Consider the following 17,319-nt stretch of genomic DNA (forward strand, 5'->3'; position numbering starts at 1 on the left):
GACCATTTCTAAAGTCATATTGCTGATTTAAGCAGTAATTTGCCTAACCTGATCCAGCGTTAATGAACCTATACCGGCGACATTCAGTTTAACACCTTCTCCATTTTGTCCAAGGCTTACACTATCCACATTAGCGGCAGTCATTGTTCTTAACGCGACTTCCTTTCCGTCAAAAATTCCATTTACCTTAATCGCATAGTTACCCGCAGGAACACGCTCACCCTGCTGATTCATACCATCCCAGCTAAAATCAAATAAGCCCATTCCATGTTGACCCAGGGGGATTTGTCTGATGAGCTCACCTGTTTCCGAATAAATTGAAGCCGTTATTTTATTGACCGGCGCGGGAAGATCGACAGATATTTTTGACTCCCCTTCTGTCGCTAATTTGACAGTATTGCTATTCACCAATACTTTTCTTCCTACCAGGGATGAAGCCTGGAGTGCCTGATTCGATTGTAAGGAATTGGCCAGCTGTTGTATTGATTCTTGCATTTTTCCGATCCCGTCATTGGTGCTGAATTGAGCAAGTTGAGCCAGGAAGTCACCATTTGTTTTAGGGCTGGTGGGATCCTGATTTTTGAACTGAGCAATCATGAGCCTTAAGAAATCCTTTTGCCCCAGATTATTACCCGGTGTGGTCATGTTACTGCCTACTGAATTGATGCCATTAATTTGATCCATTGACATAATTTTGTCCTTACACTATTCACCTAATTGCAGTGTCCGCTGCATTAGCTGCTTGGTGGTGTTAATCATTTCCAGATTCATCTGATAGGAACGTGAGGCAGAAATCAGATTGGCCATCTCCTCAACATAACTGATATTGGGTGCATAAACAAATCCATCCGCATCAGCGAGGGGATTATTCGGCTCATAACGCTGTATCGGCGGGGTTTCGCTTTCATAGATTCCTGTCACTTTAACCCCTGGCCTGGATTCTAATCCAGCCAGACCGTTCATCTGCTCCTGAACTGTACTAAAGACAGGATACTGAGCGCGATACGTTTCGTCAGGATTGCCAGTTGCCACATTGGCATTATTCATATTGCTGGCGCTGGCGGTCATACGTGTTGTCTCGGCTGCGAGTCCTGTGCCAGCTATGTCAAATATTTTACCTAAAGACATTATTCCCCTCTTAATGCCATGAGCATGCTTTTAATTTTACCGCTGAGGAACGACAGAGATGCCTGATAGGATAAAGCATTTTTTGCGAATTCGGTCGTTTCCAAATCCTTATCCACAGTATTTCCATCCAATGAAATCTGATTGGGCTGGCGAAATTTTAATTGAGCTGAAAAATCAGTGGAAGCATTGATATGGGCGGGCTGGTCAGTTACCATTTGACGGGGCGAAGAACCCATTGCATTCTCCAGGGCGCTCTTAAAATCAAGGTCTTTTGCCTTGTAGTTAGGGGTATCAGCATTTGTGATATTGGTAGCCAGCTGAGCAGCGCGCTGCTCTCTTAGTAACAAGGCTTTGGAATGCGTGCCAAAATAAGTATCCAAATCAACCATAGCAACTCCTTCATTAACTGCTAATGCCCAAGCAATTAATGTGCCAATTTGAGTTGTCCATCAGGGGGTCAGAATAATGAACCAGCATGAGCTTCCATCCAATGGCATTGAACTGGTAAAAAATTATCTTCTTAATTTGCAAAATGAAATTTGTGGCGCATTGGAGCAAATTGATGAAAAGGCCCTTTTTATCACAGATGAGTGGCAAAGGGCCCAGGGCGGCGGTGGTTTAACGCGAGTACTGGCTAATGGCGGGATTTTCGAGAAAGTTGGCGTTAATTTTTCCCATGTCAATGGGGATCAGCTGCCTCCTTCCGCTACCGCCCAGCGTCCTGAGTTAGCTGGGTGCCACTTTGATGCCCTTGGTGTTTCATTAGTGATTCATCCCGATAATCCCTATATTCCCACTACCCATGCCAATGTTCGATTTTTCATAGCCAGAAATCAAAAGAATGAAGCTTTCTGGTGGTTTGGCGGCGGTTTTGATTTAACGCCTTTTTATCCTTTTGAAGAAGACTGTATCCATTGGCATCAAACGGCCAAAGCGGCCTGCGACCCTTTTGGAACTGATATTTATCCACGTTTTAAGAAATGGTGTGATGACTACTTTTTTCTCAAGCATCGTCAGGAAGCACGCGGAATCGGCGGCCTGTTTTTTGATGATTTCAATGAGCTGGGTTTTACAGAGAGTTTTGGACTGATGAAAAGCATTGGCGATCATTTTTTAAAAGCTTATCTTCCGATAGTGGAAGCCAGAAAAAACTGTACATTCACCCAGCAGGAAAAAGAATTCCAACTTTATCGCCGAGGGCGATATGTGGAATTTAATCTGGTATATGATCGAGGCACCCTGTTTGGACTCCAATCAGGCGGGCGTACGGAATCTATTCTAATGTCCATGCCTCCGGAGGTTTCCTGGCGCTATGACTGGCAACCACAACCCGGTACTCCGGAAGCTGCTTTGTATAGTGATTTTCTGCCGGCGAAAGATTGGCTGAAAAAATGAAACAACAGCGTTGGCTAATTCAAACCAGGCGAATGGACATGGCCTGGTTTTTCACGCCCCCATCGTAATTTTTCGATTACTATAAATTAATGTGCCCCAGAACGCGGCGGCAACCAAGGCATTAAGCACGGCAAGAATGATAAATATCGAAGCAATATTGATATTGAATTGCAGCAATACCATGATAAGCAGGCTACCAAGAACCATGGACAGCGCACCGAAAATATTATTGGCAGCGATGGTGCGCGCCCTTTGGCCTTCCTCACTACAAATTTGCAAATAGGTATACAGAGGAACAACAAACAACCCGCCACATACAGAGAAAAAGAAGAAATCACAAATAATACGCCAGTTTTGTATCTTTAACATAAACTGGATTAAGCTTTGCAAAGGCAATTGACTATTGAGCGCTGGAGTAGCCCAATACAGATCAGCGGCGAACAAGGTCATAAGCAGCATAGTTGAAGGCACGAACTGTATGGTAATTCGTCCAGCAAGAAATCGGCTTATAGCCATTGAACCAAGTGCTATTCCGATTGAAAATAGTGTAAGAAACAATGCGAAAACGGTTGTATCCGCACGTAAAATATAATGCGTATAATCCGGTAGCTTGGTTAACACAACTGCCCCAATAAGCCAAAACCAGGAAATTGCAAGTATTGCGGGTAATACTTTTGGGTTATGCACAACTTCCCGGAGCATGGTTTTTGTGGCCCTCCACACGTTCCAGTCTACAGTGAACTGGCTTGCAGAAGCAGGTGCTTTAGGAATAAAAAGGCTAAAAATCAAACCAGTAACTGCAGTAAAATTAATGATAAACACGGCCAGATGAACCTTGGAGCCTGTATTGCCAATCGATAAAGCGCCCAGGGTTGTGCCCAGTAGAATGGCAAGAAAGGTGCTGGCTTCAATTAATGCGGTGGCATTCAGTAATTGGCTTTTGGGTAAGTGATCGGGAAGTATGGCATATTTGATAGGACCAAAAAAAGTCGAGTGAATTCCCATTCCGGTAAGAGTTAACATGAGCAGAACTATACTCCCTCGATAAAGCGCAATACTCCCAATAATCATTAAAATAATTTCCAGTAATTTAACAACCCTTGAAATTGTTGCTTTGTCGTAGCGGTCAGCCAGTTGTCCTGCAGTCGCTGAAAAGAGAAAAAAAGGAAGTGTGAATAAGGCACCGGCCAAGGCCTGAAAATGCTCGGACTGACTTTGAGAGGTACTAAGATGGTAACTGATTAGCGTAAGCATTGACAGCTTAAACACATTATCATTCAATGCGCCACAGAACTGAGTAATAAACAGGGGAAGAAAGTTTCTTTTAGCTAATAATTCGTACCATCTCATTCTATTTATTCGATTTTATGATATAAAGCCGCTAAGTTAATCACAAAGCGCTGTGATGTCAAACTCAGGCAACATTCGGCATTTATCAGCGTATACACAAACCACGCAATATGATGACATTTTGCTCAATCTGTGCTTTAATCTAAGCACAACATCCGTTTTCTTGAGAAACAAATTATGCCCAAAAGACGCGGCTTTGCATTTGATATCGATAATTGCCTGCTAAACGCTGCTTTTTATCGTTATGTCCAGGGAGCAGAAGAAGGTTATAAAAACCTGCAGAAACAGCTAAGCTCGCTTGAAGAAGAAGCAATTAACTCGAATAACACAGAAGAGTTAGACGCTATTTATCAGGAGCATCTTGGAAAATTAACGGCCATCTTTTATAAAGTGAATAGAGAGCTGATTCAGCTTTTTAATGAAAATGCTTCGGAGTACGCATCCTCCGATGCTTATGTGTTTAGCAACAGGCAATGTTATTCTGATGATCTGTTGAACTCTTACACTAATAAAAGCGGGTCCGGCTTTTATTATTTTAATTTGATCTGTAAAGCAATTGATGCCACTCCAAATTACATGCTCATGGCAGATGTTTTTAATAAACAGCCTTATGGAACTGCAATGGAGGCAATAAAGCAGTTTGTTAATCCTGCGAATGAATACGATCCTAAAAAAATTGGTGAAGCGCGCAAGCAACAATATAAACATCTTGAATGGGCCCATGATAAAAGCAAATTAATAATTGCCATTTGGGAGATGTATGAGTTTGCATTAAAGTACCGCAACGATTCTGAAACACACGATTTTTATATCCTGGATGATAATCCGGAAATACTGAATGACTTACATAATTATTTGTCGAAATTTCCGCAAATGATACCCCAAAACATTAATCTTCATATAATCGGTTATGAGGGCCCGCTAAAGCCGGATGGTACCCCAAATCCTGAATTATTTAAACGATATGCCCCCATAGCAGGAGAGGGCAGTTTAGATATTGATCATATCGCCTTTGTGAAAAATATCGTGGCAGTTACTATTACTAAACTGGGGCGCACACCAGGAGAGCTGTCAGAGCCAACGCAGGGCAGGCCCATTCGGGACTATCTGTCTGCCTACCAGGCAGGGTTTCAGATGGGGCATCTTGAGTGTGTAAAACACTATCTGCCAGGTGATAAGGCGGTTGTCGATGAGACCCCTTTTATAGAACCCGCTGCATCAGTTGCACCAGCGGCTGCAGAGTCCTCAGCGCAGAGCAAAAAAAGTTTTCTGGATCGAATGGGCAGCAGTCTGCTTAATCTGCCAAATATTGTACGTAGTAAAAATAAAGAGAAAGAACCTGAAAAAGGATCAAAGTATAAAGCCAAGTCATTCCCCACTCCGCCTTCCGAATCAGCTAGTAACCTGTTGGGAAAAACAAATAGCTTACCAACGGTAATTAGTGATCCCGACTATGATGTGACACAATCCGATCCTTTAATGCCCTCGCAGCAGACCGCTACTTCCCCACATTCAGAGCAGCCAGAAGCAAACCCGGGAGCCAGACAACAGTTTTTCAAACCCAGTGCAAGGCCCGCTGAACAACAGGCACAGACCAGCATATTATCGCAGCACCGTGGTGGCACACCTAAAAGCTCATAGATGAATTGCACCTGCAGAGACTAAACCCCTCTTCAGGTGCGAGTAAAATTAATAATCGAGAAGCACCACGCTGCCCTCTCCGGAACAATTTTTTGGAATAAGCGGACAACCATAGGCATTTTTACCCGCATCAAAAACTACCTTTGGATAATGATAATTGGGACTTACAACAACCTGGCCGACGCAATTCATCAACCATTCGCCTTTTATACCCAGCATCAGATAGTTACCATGAACCACTTCTTTGGGAAGCTCAACAAGGCTTTTTTTGCTCACCGGTGAAAAATTAAAACTGTTATTTCCCGGCGAAGCATAATTAATATAGAGATCGCTAAGTTTACCGTTCAGATTGGCTTGCGACTCAATGGCCTCCAGATGTGTATCCGCACAGCGCCAGAAAATTTTAAACTCCTGGGCATGTGTAATGCCTGACAACAAGGCAAAAGTAAGTACTAAGATACGTTTCATAATCGCTTCCTTATTCAATTGTCATTGCTCTTCGACTGAGAGAGGCCAGAATTTTTTCCAGACTATGCTGGTGTGGAGGTGTTTGTTCTAATATTGCCTGAGTACGCTGCTCGCAGTAGTCTTTCACTTCTCGATCTGGCAATACGTAGAAGACATTATTTTTTATTTCTTTCACAATATGCTCAGCAACATCCTCTGCAGGCCGGCTCCGTGCTATTAACTCGCTTAACATGTCATGAAATACATCATTATGCAAAGGAGACGAGTTGCTTAGTAATTGAGTGTTTGCAAATGAAGGACATACTACAGAAACATCTACTGGTTTGGATAGTCTTTGCAAATCAAAGTGGAGAGATTCGGATAAAGCCACGATAGCATGTTTCGACATGGCATAAGCTGTCATCTGGGAACCGCTGCATAACCCATAAAGACTGGCCATATTGATTATATGCGCTCGATGCGGCTGCTTGAACATAAAAGGCAGAAAAGCCTGAACACCATGAATAATTCCAAAGAGATTGATATCCATCACTTTGCGAATATGCTCATTGGTCAACTCCCATAATGGAGCCAAATGGCCGCTAATCCCGGCATTATTAAATAACCAGTCAACCCGATTAAATTTCTCGATCGTCTGTTTGGCAAGATGTCGAAGACTTTCCGGGCGGCTGACATCACAAACAACCCCAAGGATATCTGAATCAAACTTTGCAGTTAATTGTTCAACTTTATCACATAAAGTCGCCACGGATATGTCAGCCATTACCACATTCATTCCTTCGGCCAGACATTTTTCAGTTAATGCCAATCCAATTCCGCTGGCAGCACCAGTGATCACTGCTACTCGCTTTTCGGAGTCCATTCAATTTCTCCTCTGGTTAATAGGGGTATTCAGGAGACTGTTGATAATGCAAGCGTCACAATCCGCAAATGGGGATAGATGAAAGTCTCGAAATTATTAGGATAAGATGATAACGACTACCAAAGATATTGGTCAAGAAATAAATAAAAACCTGGACGCAGAGAATTATATTTGGGTTACAATATTAAGGAAATGCTAAGCCTCTTGCGAGGGAACAGTCATCCCTCGCCAGGTAATGAACTTTGATTAGTTTGCTGAACAATCCTTGTTGCCAGGGATATTATTCAGAAGTAACCATAACGTCCTGAGCTTTCAATCCTTTTGGCCCTTTATCAAGAACGAAGGTTACTGCATCATTTTCATGAAGTGTTTTGAATCCTGCGCCTTGTATATCTTTATAATGAACAAATATGTCGTCACCATTTTGATTAACAATAAAGCCAAATCCTTTTTTCTCATTGAACCATTTTACAGTTCCACTTTCTCTTTGCGACATCACAATCCCCTTTCTGTCATATCTGTCTACTTCTATAATAGACATACCACATTTATAGCTTAGAATAAATATCTTGTGTGAGCCATTTAAGCTAGAATACTACTTGATATAAAAGCAATTTGGCTTGTCTTAGCATAACAGTTTTTTATTGATTGTTAAGGATTTTTTTTAAAAACATTGGCGGAGACTTTTTTTTGAACACAATAGATAATTTTTCCAAAGACCACTTTATTGAGTTTGCCTTAAGCTGCGGAGTATTGAAGTTTGGCAGTTTTACATTAAAATCCGGCCGGCTTAGCCCCTATTTTTTTAACGCCGGGCTATTTTATCATGGTGCAACTCTTCGTACTTTAGGCCAGTTCTATGCTAATAGACTGATTGAAGAAGACATTGACTGCCGTCAGCTATTTGGCCCCGCCTATAAAGGCCTCCCTCTTGCGACATCCACTGCTATCGCCCTCTCTGAAAAAAATGTGAACGCCACCGTGACCTTTAACCGAAAGGAGGTTAAAGATCACGGTGAAGGCGGTCAATTAATTGGCGCCCCATTAAATGGTCCGGTAATAATGGTTGATGATGTCATCACTGCCGGTACCGCGTTTCGAGAATCACAGGCACTCATTAACGCACATGGCGGCAGCCTGGAGACTGTAATTATTGCACTTGATCGCTGTGAGAGGGGAAAGGGAGAAATATCCACTCTTCAGGAAATTGAAAGGCAGGGGATTAGAGTAGTCTCAGTGATCAACTTTCATGACCTGGTAGATTACCTTAAGAAAAAACAGATGGGTGTCGAGTTGAAGAGCCTTGAAGATTATCGTAAAGAGTATGGAGCTTAAGACAATTTGGAAATTAAGAGCCTGGTTTTAAACCTCTCTCTCAAATTAAGTTACGGAAAATCTTGTCATTCCCGCGAAGGCGGGAATCCATTCATCAATTGGCATTATAGCTAGCTCAGAGATGGTTCCCCGCTTTCGCGGGGATGACAGCATATAAGGATTAATAAGCGGCGATATCAATCGTTTTCATCTTGAAGTTCAGATTTTTTCCATGACGATTCACGGTTAAAGTAATGGGCTCCCCTACTTTAATGTCAATTAATAATTGATATAAAGCGTCATAATCTTTTACAGGATGTCCATTCAGGGCAACAATGACGTCGCCAAGTACTACCCGACCGAGGTGATCACGATAGGTTGCTTTTAATCCTGCAGTGTCAGCAGGAGTATGTGGCAAAATGTCGCCAATTAATATCCCATTGGTAATTCCCAAACGTGAAGCCACATTGGGTTCAACACGCTGAATTCCTATTCCAGACAGCATTACGCGTCCGTTTTTAATCAATTGAGGAACTATGCGCTCAATATCATCAGCAGGTACTGCAAAACCAATACCCGCTGAAGAACCTGAATTGGAATAAATAGCAGTATTCATTCCCAATAATCGTCCTTTACTGTCTAAAAGAGGGCCTCCTGAATTTCCCGGATTAATCGAGGCATCAGTCTGAATCATGTTGCGGATATTGACTCCGCCGGCACCTGGAACTTGTCTGCCCAGTGCAGAAATTACCCCCACAGTAAGACTGTGATCCAGGCCAAATGGATTACCAATGGCTATGACTTTCTGACCTACCAATAAATCATTGCTATGAGCTAACTGAAACGCTTCAAAGGTTTTGAGATACTCAAGGGCCTGAGGAGAACTTATTTTTAAAACGGCAATATCCTTACGGGGTTCAACACCTACCACTTTGGCAGGAACGGTCATTTTACCCAGGCTGACTCTTAGGCCATCTGCACCATTGACCACATGAAAATTGGTCACGATATGCCCCTGGTTATCCCAGATAATCCCTGAGCCAGCACCTGCGGGAACGCTGCTACGCTCAAAGGAATGATTCACAACAGTCGTCAAACGATGAACATACACTACCTTCGGTGAAAATTTCTGGAAAATTTCCACGGTGTTTCGTTCATTGGGTAATAATTCCTCAACGTTAGCCGCATTTGCCTGCGTGAAACTTAAGCTGAGTAAAGCTGCTGCGAGTAAAACTTTAACTTTCATCATCAAACTCCATACCAATTGCACCTGAAATTTTTTTACGAATACCTTGTCTTGCTAATAACTTCCTGATTACTGGCTCTGGAAAATCGGTAATCGAAATAATATTTTTACTGATTAACAGTTCGATTAAATCTTCCAATACACGAATTAGCTGCAGGTCTGACTGAATCAATTTGAATTTATGCTCTCCGTCGCAGCGGTTAAGAAACTCGACTATTTCCGGGTTTTCCAAATCAACAGCCTCTAACCCAGGCATTGACTTATCAAATAGAGCACAGATCTCTCCCTTTTCATTCCTTTTGACATATATCATTTACTGATTCCTTTTTATGTAATGTACCGAATTATGCATAATTTTCTCGCAATTGACAAATAAAAATCCATTATGGAGACTATTAGTATTATGAACAATATGAGGGTAGCCTGGTTAAACATAACCAGGCCGATGATAGAGGGATGCTAAATTAAGGATTCCAGCTTTCTTGCAGCAGATTTAAATTGAGGTTTAAACGGGGTGTTAATGTCTGGCTCTGGGCCATTGAGACTACCCTCAATATCAGAGACATTCCCTCGTTCAGCAGCTTCTTTCGGCGCCTGCGCTGCGGCTAATCCGGAAGAAGGCTTGAATAATCCCAGAATGTACTGAATAGGTGAGGCGAACAAGGATTTAAATGTTTGAGTACTGGCATCGATACTGTCTTTCGCAATCGCTTCACTGTCTTCAATATGTCTTATATACACTTTTTCCAATACATTGGTGTGTTGCTGGTATAAATTGTCGAGATGCTCATTTTTAAGCTTCTCCTGATCAACCAGATAATGTTGTAATTCTGCGTGCGAATCCCATAGCGTAGCGCGTCTTTTCTGCAGTTGTTGTAATTCACTGTCATAGAATGACAATTCGCTATCCATTTCAGCTTTTAATTTATTGCATAGTTCCTTTCTTTCCTCTGATCCGTTTCCTGCCATAATCGCCGAAGTTTCTTTCATAGTAGCCTGGGCATAACGCTCAATTAACTCGTATTTTCTTTTTAATATTTCTTCAATTTTCTGATCAAGGTATTGAATGGCATCTTTATTGTTTCCTAACATTTGATAGTGCGAGTCAAAACGCTTGAAATCAACCATCTGGTTTCTGAGCTTCTCGAGTTCCCTGGCTTCCTGATTCAGAGCCCTCTTTTGCGCTTTATCATTCATTTCCTTATCGCGGCTAAGAATAAGCTGTCTGATAAAAGCTGCCAAACCGGAAATAACCCCAAATACGGTTGCGCATATTATGGCGATAGTTATTGGTTCCATAACAGGCTCTCCTTAATGCAAATGGATCAATTGCGTGTGAACATTTACCATAAAATAGCGGCTGAAATCTTCAAAACTGTCAACTTCTGGCCATTGCTCAGAGCTTTCACACATTCTCAACATCTCGGCCTCGAAAACAGGGCGATAATATTGTTTTAAGAAGGGTTTAATATCCGTGAGATTTTCGAAATTTTTAACGATCACAGTCGCATTTTCCGCTAATTGAGCAAGGTTAATATGATCGAGAACTTCAATCAGATCACTTTGTTCATCAACAGTGGATCGCATCCATTTCAGCAAGACAGAGCGAGGTTTAACACGGAGCAATGACTGACCATTTTCCATAGCTGGCTCCATCAGAACAATTTGCGAATGCAATTCAAATTTAAAGCAGCATAAAAAATCGAGAAAACTGCCCTCAATTTCATTACGCGCATCTTCCCCTAACCAGCGGCTGATTTCATGGCGAAACATGAAAGTGAAATGGCGTTCGATCTCATCCAGAGTCGCTTCGTCATCTTTTTGCTTCCTGATAACATAGGCTGTATTATCAGTTTGCAACATTTTTAAAGAAGGTAAGTCTACTTCTGGTAATTGTGACGCTAAAAAAGACAAAAATAGTTTTGTGGGTTTTAATATGACTATTTCCCATTGGCTTGGGCGCATGACGCTCTCCTTGATTTATTCCGAACTCATCCTGAGTACTTCTTTAAAGCAAAATCAACGTCTATTTTCGTAACTCCCCAGGTACGTCATCCTGAGCGTAGCGAAGGATCTCAAACTGATGCTGAGACGATCCACAACCTGGGGAGTTAGCTATTTTCTTCCATTTTTAATGGAGAAGACTATCAGATTACCTTCGTAAAAATTTAATATCAAGCATATTTCAAAGCTTAGTTTCAGTTTTTTTTCTTTAATAATCCTTGACAGCAATCAATGAATCGTTATGCTTCACATTTTTACAGTATGATCCTCTTATGAATCTTTTCAAGAAGCTGGCAATAGGTCTTCTCAGTACAGTGATAGTCGTTCTTTTGTCTCTCTGGCTTCTTACAAAAGCCATCAGTGCTGAGAGCATCCGGGATTACGTGAGTAGTCAATTATCAATTTTAAGTCATGAACCAACCACAATTAAAGGGAACATAAGCTGGCAATTATTTCCACAACCAGGAATCAGGATAAGCAAGGTAGAAATCGGCAGTGACAGGCAGACTGATTTTCATGCAATTCTGGATAATCTTATTCTTAATCTGAGAATAACCCCACTGTTAAGAGGTACTCTGGTTTTTAGCGAATTCAAGGTGGATGGATTTACTGCTGACGTATCTACAGATCACCTGCCTGCTCCTGCTGAACACTCCAAAACAAAGGATAGCAAGCCGGGTACAATTCTGACAGAACATTTCGCTATCGATCGCTTTATGCTGAGCAAGGGACTTGTTAAATTCCATAGTTCAGATAATGAATTGATCTTCTCCAATATCCAAATGGGTACAGAGAGCTTAAACTTAAATGATTCATCCTTCCCTTTGCAGTTTAAAGCAGCCCTAAATCTTTCCAATGCAGGAAATCTCAAGGGCCGTGCCCAAATCCAGTTTAAGGGAAGCACACGCTTTTCGCCCACCTTTTTAAGTAACCCACTCGCCAACTGGCAATCTCTTTCTCTTAACGGGCAATTGCTATTACAGGATGTTTTGCTTAATAAAATTTCGATAAATCGCATTCAGGGCAGTGCTTCTTTAAAAAGAAAAATGCTAAAGATAACTCCTCTGACTCTTAGCCTTTATAAAGGAGAGTCGGTCGGCGATTTGAATTTTAATTTTGAAAATCATCAGTTAAAATTTAACCAGACTGCTGCCGGTCTTGACTCCCAAAAATTATTCAATGATCTTCTTGGTGAAAAAATTGTCAGAGGAAAGCTCGACTTTTCTTTGCATGCAGAGGCTATTACTAATGTACCATCTGCTTTAAATCTTAGTATGGCTGACGGAACGATAATGATAAAGGATGGAAGAATCGACACGGTTAACCTGCATCAGGTAATTGAGCAAGTGAGTCAGAAGATCGATCAGTTATCGTCAATGAAGACGGATAGTCTTAAAAATATGCTGGACTTTGAGCAATTCAACGGACTGATGAACAATAAAGGATTTACCCCCTTTAAGCTGCTTTCGATGAATTACAAGTTAGCTGAAAGCCGGCTGCGGACTGATTCGATTATTTTACAAACGGATAAGCTTCATCTTAAAGGCAATGGAAATCTTAGCCTCACTGACTACAGCTTATCGGCTGAACTTTTGACAAGCGTCTTAAACGCAACTGGCAAGCTTGAAGAAATCCAGCAAATGCTGGGTGGCAACTTTCCTTTACAGGTTAAAGGAACTCTGGTGAAGCCACTGATTTCGCTTGACATTAAAAAAGTAAACGCACAACTGGGAAAATACTGGTTAATTAACACAGTCGCTCAGCCTGTAAAAAAATTGAAAAACCAATTTGAATCGATATTTACCCGATAATTATGGATAAAAAAACACTGGCAAATCATTTTGCAAAGCCCCTTTTAAGTTGGTTTGACCAATACGGAAGAAAAAACTTGCCATGGCAGCATCCGCGCTCTGCATATCGTGTGTGGATTTCTGAAATCATGTTGCAGCAAACGCAGGTGAAAACGGTTATTCCCTATTTTCTACGTTTCATGGAGCGCTTTCCAACTATCCAGGGTTTAGCTAATGCGCCAGAAGACGATATATTGGCGCTATGGGCAGGGCTTGGATATTACAGCCGAGCAAGGAATTTGCACCGATGTGCACAAATCATTGTTCGGGAATTTGCCGGTGAATTTCCACCTGATTTAGTTAAAATGATGGAATTACCGGGTTTGGGTCAATCAACAGCCGCAGCCATTTTGTCTCAGGCGTTTAATTTGCCTCAGGCTATACTGGATGGTAACGTCAAACGCGTTTTGGCTCGATATTTCATGCTTTCCGGCTGGCCGGAACAAGGCGCTGCCAAAAAACAGTTCTGGTATCATGCTGATTTGTGTATGCCAGATGAGCGCTGCGCTGATTACACGCAGGCCATTATGGATCTGGGGGCAACCTGCTGTACCACCAGAAATCCCCAGTGTGGCAACTGTCCTTTGGTGAAAACCTGCAAAGCGTATCAGGCTGGTGCAGTGAGTAACTTTCCGGAGAAGAAACCCAGAAAGCGCCTGCCTGAAAAACTGGAGCAGTTTCTATTGCTGCATAATGAAAAGGGCGAAATTTATCTTGAGAAAAGACCTTCTCACGGGATCTGGGGCGGGCTCTGGTGCCTGCCGGCAATCGAAGCAGATGCCAGCCCTCATGCTTACATCAAAGATAACTATTCGCTGGATTGTCTGAAACTCACTCCCCTTCTTCATTTAAGGCATAGTTTCAGTCATTATCACTTAAACATTCAGGCCATGGCATTAGAAGTACGGGGCTCTGTGCTTTCTGTCAGTGAAAAACAAGGTCTCTGGTATAATAAACATGAATTGAGCCAGCTTGGACTGGCCAAGCCTGTGAGCGATATCCTAAAGTATTTTATCCAAAGCACCTGAATTGTTTACTCAAAAGAAAGCTCATCCTCATTCAAATCAAGCTCATTATCATTACTGGTTTTTTTCAGTATCGCTATCCCCAGGAGTATCAAGGCTGTTAGCAGTAACACGATTTCACCAGAGTACAGTTTTTGAACTGGAATATCTTTCCATTTTGCCAGCAGATAATAAAACAATACGATCACCACACCGGAGACGCTGTTAAACAAAGACTGAACGCGCCCCTGGAAATCCAAAGCCGTCATTTCCTGAGCCAACGTGGTGAGCAATGCCCAGGAGGAAAAGGACAATCCGATCAGGAAATGATAGAAGATGGCTAAATGGATATTTGAAGTATGGCTGAATAAATAAAACCCAACTACTCCTGCCAGAATTTCAGCGACAATGACTTTAAACATTGAAAACATCGAAGCCAGCCAGGGATTGAAAAATCCTCCCAGTATGATACCCAGTGAGAGCATTGCTTCAAGCCAGCCAAATTGGGTTACATTACTGTTTAGAACAGTCTTTGCATAAGGTGCCAGTAACACCGGTGCCGTCATGTAGGAGACAAAAAATAATCCTTGCGTTAAATACAGTAATAGTAAGGTTCGGCGCGCTAAAATATAGCGTCCACCATCTATAAATTGTCTGAAGAAAGAGGTTCTCTTTTTCTCGTCATTGGATTTTTTTACAAAAGGAATCCCCAAAAGCAACAAAGTTGCCATTACATAGCAAACCGCATTTATTGCAAAACATCCCGCAAAGGACGCGCTGGCCAATATAAATCCGGCGCCTCCCATGCCCGCCACAGCTCCCAGTTCATAGGCAATATCAACCATCGCATTCCCGGCCAGTAACTCCTCTTCGTTGACCAGTTCTCTTACGAAACTCATTGCTACAGGAATATAAACTGCCAACAACGTTCCAATCAGTGCGGCAAGTATATAGATTGAAAGCGATGTCATATGATCATTAGCCAGATAGGCAAAACCAAAAAGAACCATTGCACGAGAGCCATTGGCCATAAGCAGCAAGGTTTTTCGGTTCCAGCGATCCGCCAGGACACCAAAGAATGGGCCGAGCAATACATTGGGCAACCAGAAACAAGCCATTAATATTGAAGTCGAGACAACAGAGGTATCAAAACGCATCAGAGCCCAGACCATAATGATATACGTTAAGCCGTTACCGAACATTGCCAGCATACAGCTTAATGTAAACCGTCTGAACTTCGCATCGCTCAACACGCGATATTGATTGGAAAACATAGTAACACCTGGATGAAATCCCAGAGCCAAACACCTACCCTGGTTCGTTATTAAAATTATTAAGCAGGCTATTCTAACATAAAAGCCTACTATTTGAAAACTATGTGTACAATTAGACCATAAATAACCCTTGCCAGCATCAGATCCATTCCTGGGAGATTCCACAAATGTGCTGGCAGCTATTGTCTTGCCTGTTAATTAACGTATCATCATTACATTAATCTTTTTGAGTCTGGAATATGTATCATTTTTTTCTGCTGCTCATTAGTTTTATTGCCTTGCTTTGGTCTGCTAATCATCTGGTTGTGGGCGCTTCAGGTATCGCTCACTATTATAAGTTATCCCCGCTTTGGATTGGTTTTTCCCTGGTTGCTCTGGGAACGTCTGCACCCGAAATAGTGATTGCGGTATCCGCATCTCTTGATGGCTATACAGACCTGGCGGTTGGAAATGCCGTTGGTTCCAATATTGCAAATATTGGATTAGTGTTGGGTTTAATTGCTTTACTGCGGCCTTTAAACGCCCAGTCGAGCTTCCTCAAAAGAGAATTTCCCTTATTATTCATTGTAATGCTGTTCGCATATTCATTAATGCTGGATGGCTATCTCGGGATCCTCGATAGTTGTCTGGCCCTAATCGTCTGTCTGATTTTTACCGCCTATCTGATAATATCTGCACGCGAATCTTCTCATCAGCGCCATCTGACCGATGAATTCTGGCGAGCCAGGTTGCGCCAACAAAGCCTGAAACACCATATCGCTATGTTGGTAGTGGGTTTAATCATCCTTCCTTTCAGTGCCGATCTCCTTATTACCAACTGTGCCCAGTTTGCCAAGGACTTAGGGATGAGCGAGTTGCTTGTTGGTCTAAGCATAGTCGCTATTGGCAGCAGTCTTCCCGAGCTTGCAACATCGATTGTCGCTGCCAGCAAAGGAGCCGATGATATCGCTATTGGCAATATCCTGGGTTCAAATCTTTTCAATCTGCTGGCAGTAATGATCTTTCCCGGCATCATCCATCCATCAGCAATTAGCCATGCCATCATCTGGCGAGATATGCCCGTCATGTTATTGACCACTTTACTATTATTCTGGTTCAACATGCGTCATAAGAAAAAAATTACCCGCTGGCATGGCGGGTTGTTAATTCTGATTTACTGCTCTTATATTTTATCGCTGGTTATTGCTGCGACTCGTTAAATGGCTCAACAGTCATCACGAAATTTTTGTCATTGCCGCGAAGGCGGGAACCCATTCATCAATTGGCATTATAGCGAGCTCAGAAAATAGATCCCCGCCTTTCGCGGGGATGACAATTTAATATACAGTTGGGCTTAACTTAATGGCAGCCCTCTCTCAACTTGGAAGAGGGGATTTTCGCTATCAGGGATGACCGTGTGTATGTGTGTGCCCATAATGCTCATCGACAGGAGGCATCTGATGCGCGCATCCATGTCCTAAAAATGTAGATCTGGCACCATATCCACCGACAGTATAGACTTGCGGTAAAGGATGACCATGTCCATGGTGGTGATTGTGACTATGAGGAGGCTGGGGAAAGTTATGATGCGGTGGAACATGGTGTTGTGAGTGGACATGACCTGAAGAAGGTACCTGCCCATGCGGCGTAACATGTCCATGCCCCTGTGCTGGTGGTTGATGCCCGTGTGCTTTTTTCATGTAAAACTCCATCTTAATTTATGAGGTTGCTGAACCGATATACAGTCAACTCATCCATAATACAGAGATCTTGTTTAACACTGAAGTCTTTTTGTTTGGCTTTC

The 17,319-nt window shown here is 42.3% G+C and carries 19 protein-coding genes; 6 read left to right on the forward strand and 13 right to left on the reverse strand.

Going from position 1 to position 17,319, the window contains the following annotated elements; translation table 11 throughout:
• Nucleotides 1-27: 27 nt before the first annotated feature.
• From B1207_RS02995 to flgB, 3 genes are read right to left on the reverse strand one after another with little or no spacing between them, the layout of a single operon-like run.
• A complete protein-coding gene (locus B1207_RS02995) occupies nucleotides 28-690 on the reverse strand; it encodes a flagellar hook assembly protein FlgD (RefSeq protein WP_112218519.1) in 663 nt (220 codons plus the stop codon).
• Between the two features lie 15 nt (nucleotides 691-705).
• Nucleotides 706-1,128, reverse strand: coding sequence for a flagellar basal body rod protein FlgC (gene flgC / locus B1207_RS03000; RefSeq protein ID WP_112218520.1), 423 nt, complete (start codon nucleotides 1,126-1,128; stop codon nucleotides 706-708).
• A complete protein-coding gene (gene flgB / locus B1207_RS03005) occupies nucleotides 1,128-1,517 on the reverse strand; it encodes a flagellar basal body rod protein FlgB (RefSeq protein WP_112218521.1) in 390 nt (129 codons plus the stop codon). The genes flgC and flgB overlap by 1 nt, the downstream gene beginning before the upstream one ends.
• Before the next feature lie 76 nt (nucleotides 1,518-1,593).
• Here flgB and hemF point away from each other — a divergent pair, with 76 nt between their 5' ends.
• Nucleotides 1,594-2,523 carry an oxygen-dependent coproporphyrinogen oxidase gene (gene hemF / locus B1207_RS03010; protein ID WP_112218522.1) on the forward strand — a complete coding sequence of 310 codons (930 nt, stop codon included), beginning with the start codon at nucleotides 1,594-1,596 and terminating at the stop codon, nucleotides 2,521-2,523.
• A gap of 51 nt (nucleotides 2,524-2,574) precedes the next feature.
• Here hemF and B1207_RS03015 read toward each other — a convergent pair whose 3' ends face one another.
• Nucleotides 2,575-3,873, reverse strand: a complete 1,299-nt coding sequence (locus tag B1207_RS03015) for an MFS transporter (RefSeq protein ID WP_112218523.1) — start codon at nucleotides 3,871-3,873, stop codon at nucleotides 2,575-2,577.
• A gap of 177 nt (nucleotides 3,874-4,050) precedes the next feature.
• On the opposite strand from B1207_RS03015, the gene B1207_RS03020 reads away from it, so the two are divergent.
• A complete protein-coding gene (locus tag B1207_RS03020; RefSeq protein ID WP_112218524.1) occupies nucleotides 4,051-5,514 on the forward strand; it encodes a hypothetical protein in 1,464 nt (487 codons plus the stop codon).
• Nucleotides 5,515-5,562: 48 nt separating this feature from the next.
• On the opposite strand, the gene B1207_RS03025 is transcribed toward B1207_RS03020, so the two are convergent.
• The 3 genes from B1207_RS03025 to B1207_RS03035 all read right to left on the reverse strand — a co-directional run bounded on the left by B1207_RS03025 (nucleotide 5,563) and on the right by B1207_RS03035 (nucleotide 7,340).
• Nucleotides 5,563-5,982 (reverse strand): hypothetical protein, encoded by a 420-nt coding sequence (locus B1207_RS03025; RefSeq protein WP_112218525.1) that lies wholly within the window; start codon nucleotides 5,980-5,982, stop codon nucleotides 5,563-5,565.
• Nucleotides 5,983-5,992: 10 nt separating this feature from the next.
• Entirely contained in the window at nucleotides 5,993-6,844 is an 852-nt protein-coding gene (locus tag B1207_RS03030) for an SDR family NAD(P)-dependent oxidoreductase (protein WP_112218526.1), read from the reverse strand.
• 280 nt (nucleotides 6,845-7,124) lie between these two features.
• A complete protein-coding gene (locus B1207_RS03035; protein ID WP_112218527.1) occupies nucleotides 7,125-7,340 on the reverse strand; it encodes a cold-shock protein in 216 nt (71 codons plus the stop codon).
• 203 nt (nucleotides 7,341-7,543) lie between these two features.
• On the opposite strand from B1207_RS03035, the gene pyrE reads away from it, so the two are divergent.
• Nucleotides 7,544-8,179, forward strand: coding sequence for an orotate phosphoribosyltransferase (pyrE, locus tag B1207_RS03040; RefSeq protein WP_112218664.1), 636 nt, complete (start codon nucleotides 7,544-7,546; stop codon nucleotides 8,177-8,179).
• Between the two features lie 160 nt (nucleotides 8,180-8,339).
• Here pyrE and B1207_RS03045 read toward each other — a convergent pair whose 3' ends face one another.
• The 4 genes from B1207_RS03045 to B1207_RS03060 form a co-directional block, all read right to left on the reverse strand.
• On the reverse strand, nucleotides 8,340-9,407 hold the full coding sequence (locus B1207_RS03045; RefSeq protein ID WP_172458092.1) for a S1C family serine protease: 1,068 nt from the start codon (nucleotides 9,405-9,407) through the stop codon (nucleotides 8,340-8,342).
• Nucleotides 9,394-9,717: a hypothetical protein gene (locus B1207_RS03050; RefSeq protein WP_112218529.1), complete on the reverse strand. Its 324-nt coding sequence runs from the start codon at nucleotides 9,715-9,717 to the stop codon at nucleotides 9,394-9,396. The genes B1207_RS03045 and B1207_RS03050 overlap by 14 nt, the downstream gene beginning before the upstream one ends.
• A 146-nt stretch (nucleotides 9,718-9,863) precedes the next feature.
• Nucleotides 9,864-10,703 (reverse strand): hypothetical protein, encoded by an 840-nt coding sequence (locus B1207_RS03055; RefSeq protein WP_112218530.1) that lies wholly within the window; start codon nucleotides 10,701-10,703, stop codon nucleotides 9,864-9,866.
• Nucleotides 10,704-10,715: 12 nt separating this feature from the next.
• Nucleotides 10,716-11,369: a hypothetical protein gene (locus tag B1207_RS03060; protein ID WP_112218531.1), complete on the reverse strand. Its 654-nt coding sequence runs from the start codon at nucleotides 11,367-11,369 to the stop codon at nucleotides 10,716-10,718.
• Between the two features lie 311 nt (nucleotides 11,370-11,680).
• Between B1207_RS03060 and B1207_RS03065 the strand changes: the two genes are divergently transcribed.
• Both B1207_RS03065 and mutY read left to right on the forward strand, forming a co-directional pair.
• Nucleotides 11,681-13,219 carry an AsmA family protein gene (locus tag B1207_RS03065; protein ID WP_112218532.1) on the forward strand — a complete coding sequence of 513 codons (1,539 nt, stop codon included), beginning with the start codon at nucleotides 11,681-11,683 and terminating at the stop codon, nucleotides 13,217-13,219.
• A gap of 2 nt (nucleotides 13,220-13,221) precedes the next feature.
• Nucleotides 13,222-14,286, forward strand: coding sequence for an A/G-specific adenine glycosylase (gene mutY, locus B1207_RS03070; protein ID WP_112218533.1), 1,065 nt, complete (start codon nucleotides 13,222-13,224; stop codon nucleotides 14,284-14,286).
• Between the two features lie 5 nt (nucleotides 14,287-14,291).
• Here mutY and B1207_RS03075 read toward each other — a convergent pair whose 3' ends face one another.
• A complete protein-coding gene (locus B1207_RS03075) occupies nucleotides 14,292-15,536 on the reverse strand; it encodes an MFS transporter (RefSeq protein ID WP_112218534.1) in 1,245 nt (414 codons plus the stop codon).
• Nucleotides 15,537-15,775: 239 nt separating this feature from the next.
• Between B1207_RS03075 and B1207_RS03080 the strand changes: the two genes are divergently transcribed.
• Entirely contained in the window at nucleotides 15,776-16,735 is a 960-nt protein-coding gene (locus B1207_RS03080) for a calcium/sodium antiporter (RefSeq protein ID WP_112218535.1), read from the forward strand.
• A 183-nt stretch (nucleotides 16,736-16,918) separates the two neighbouring features.
• On the opposite strand, the gene B1207_RS15850 is transcribed toward B1207_RS03080, so the two are convergent.
• Nucleotides 16,919-17,215, reverse strand: a complete 297-nt coding sequence (locus B1207_RS15850; RefSeq protein ID WP_146740003.1) for a hypothetical protein — start codon at nucleotides 17,213-17,215, stop codon at nucleotides 16,919-16,921.
• Nucleotides 17,216-17,319 lie beyond the last annotated feature (104 nt).

Origin of the sequence: Legionella quinlivanii, assembly GCF_003265995.1 — a bacterium.
In the GTDB taxonomy this organism is placed as follows: domain Bacteria; phylum Pseudomonadota; class Gammaproteobacteria; order Legionellales; family Legionellaceae; genus Legionella_C; species Legionella_C quinlivanii_A.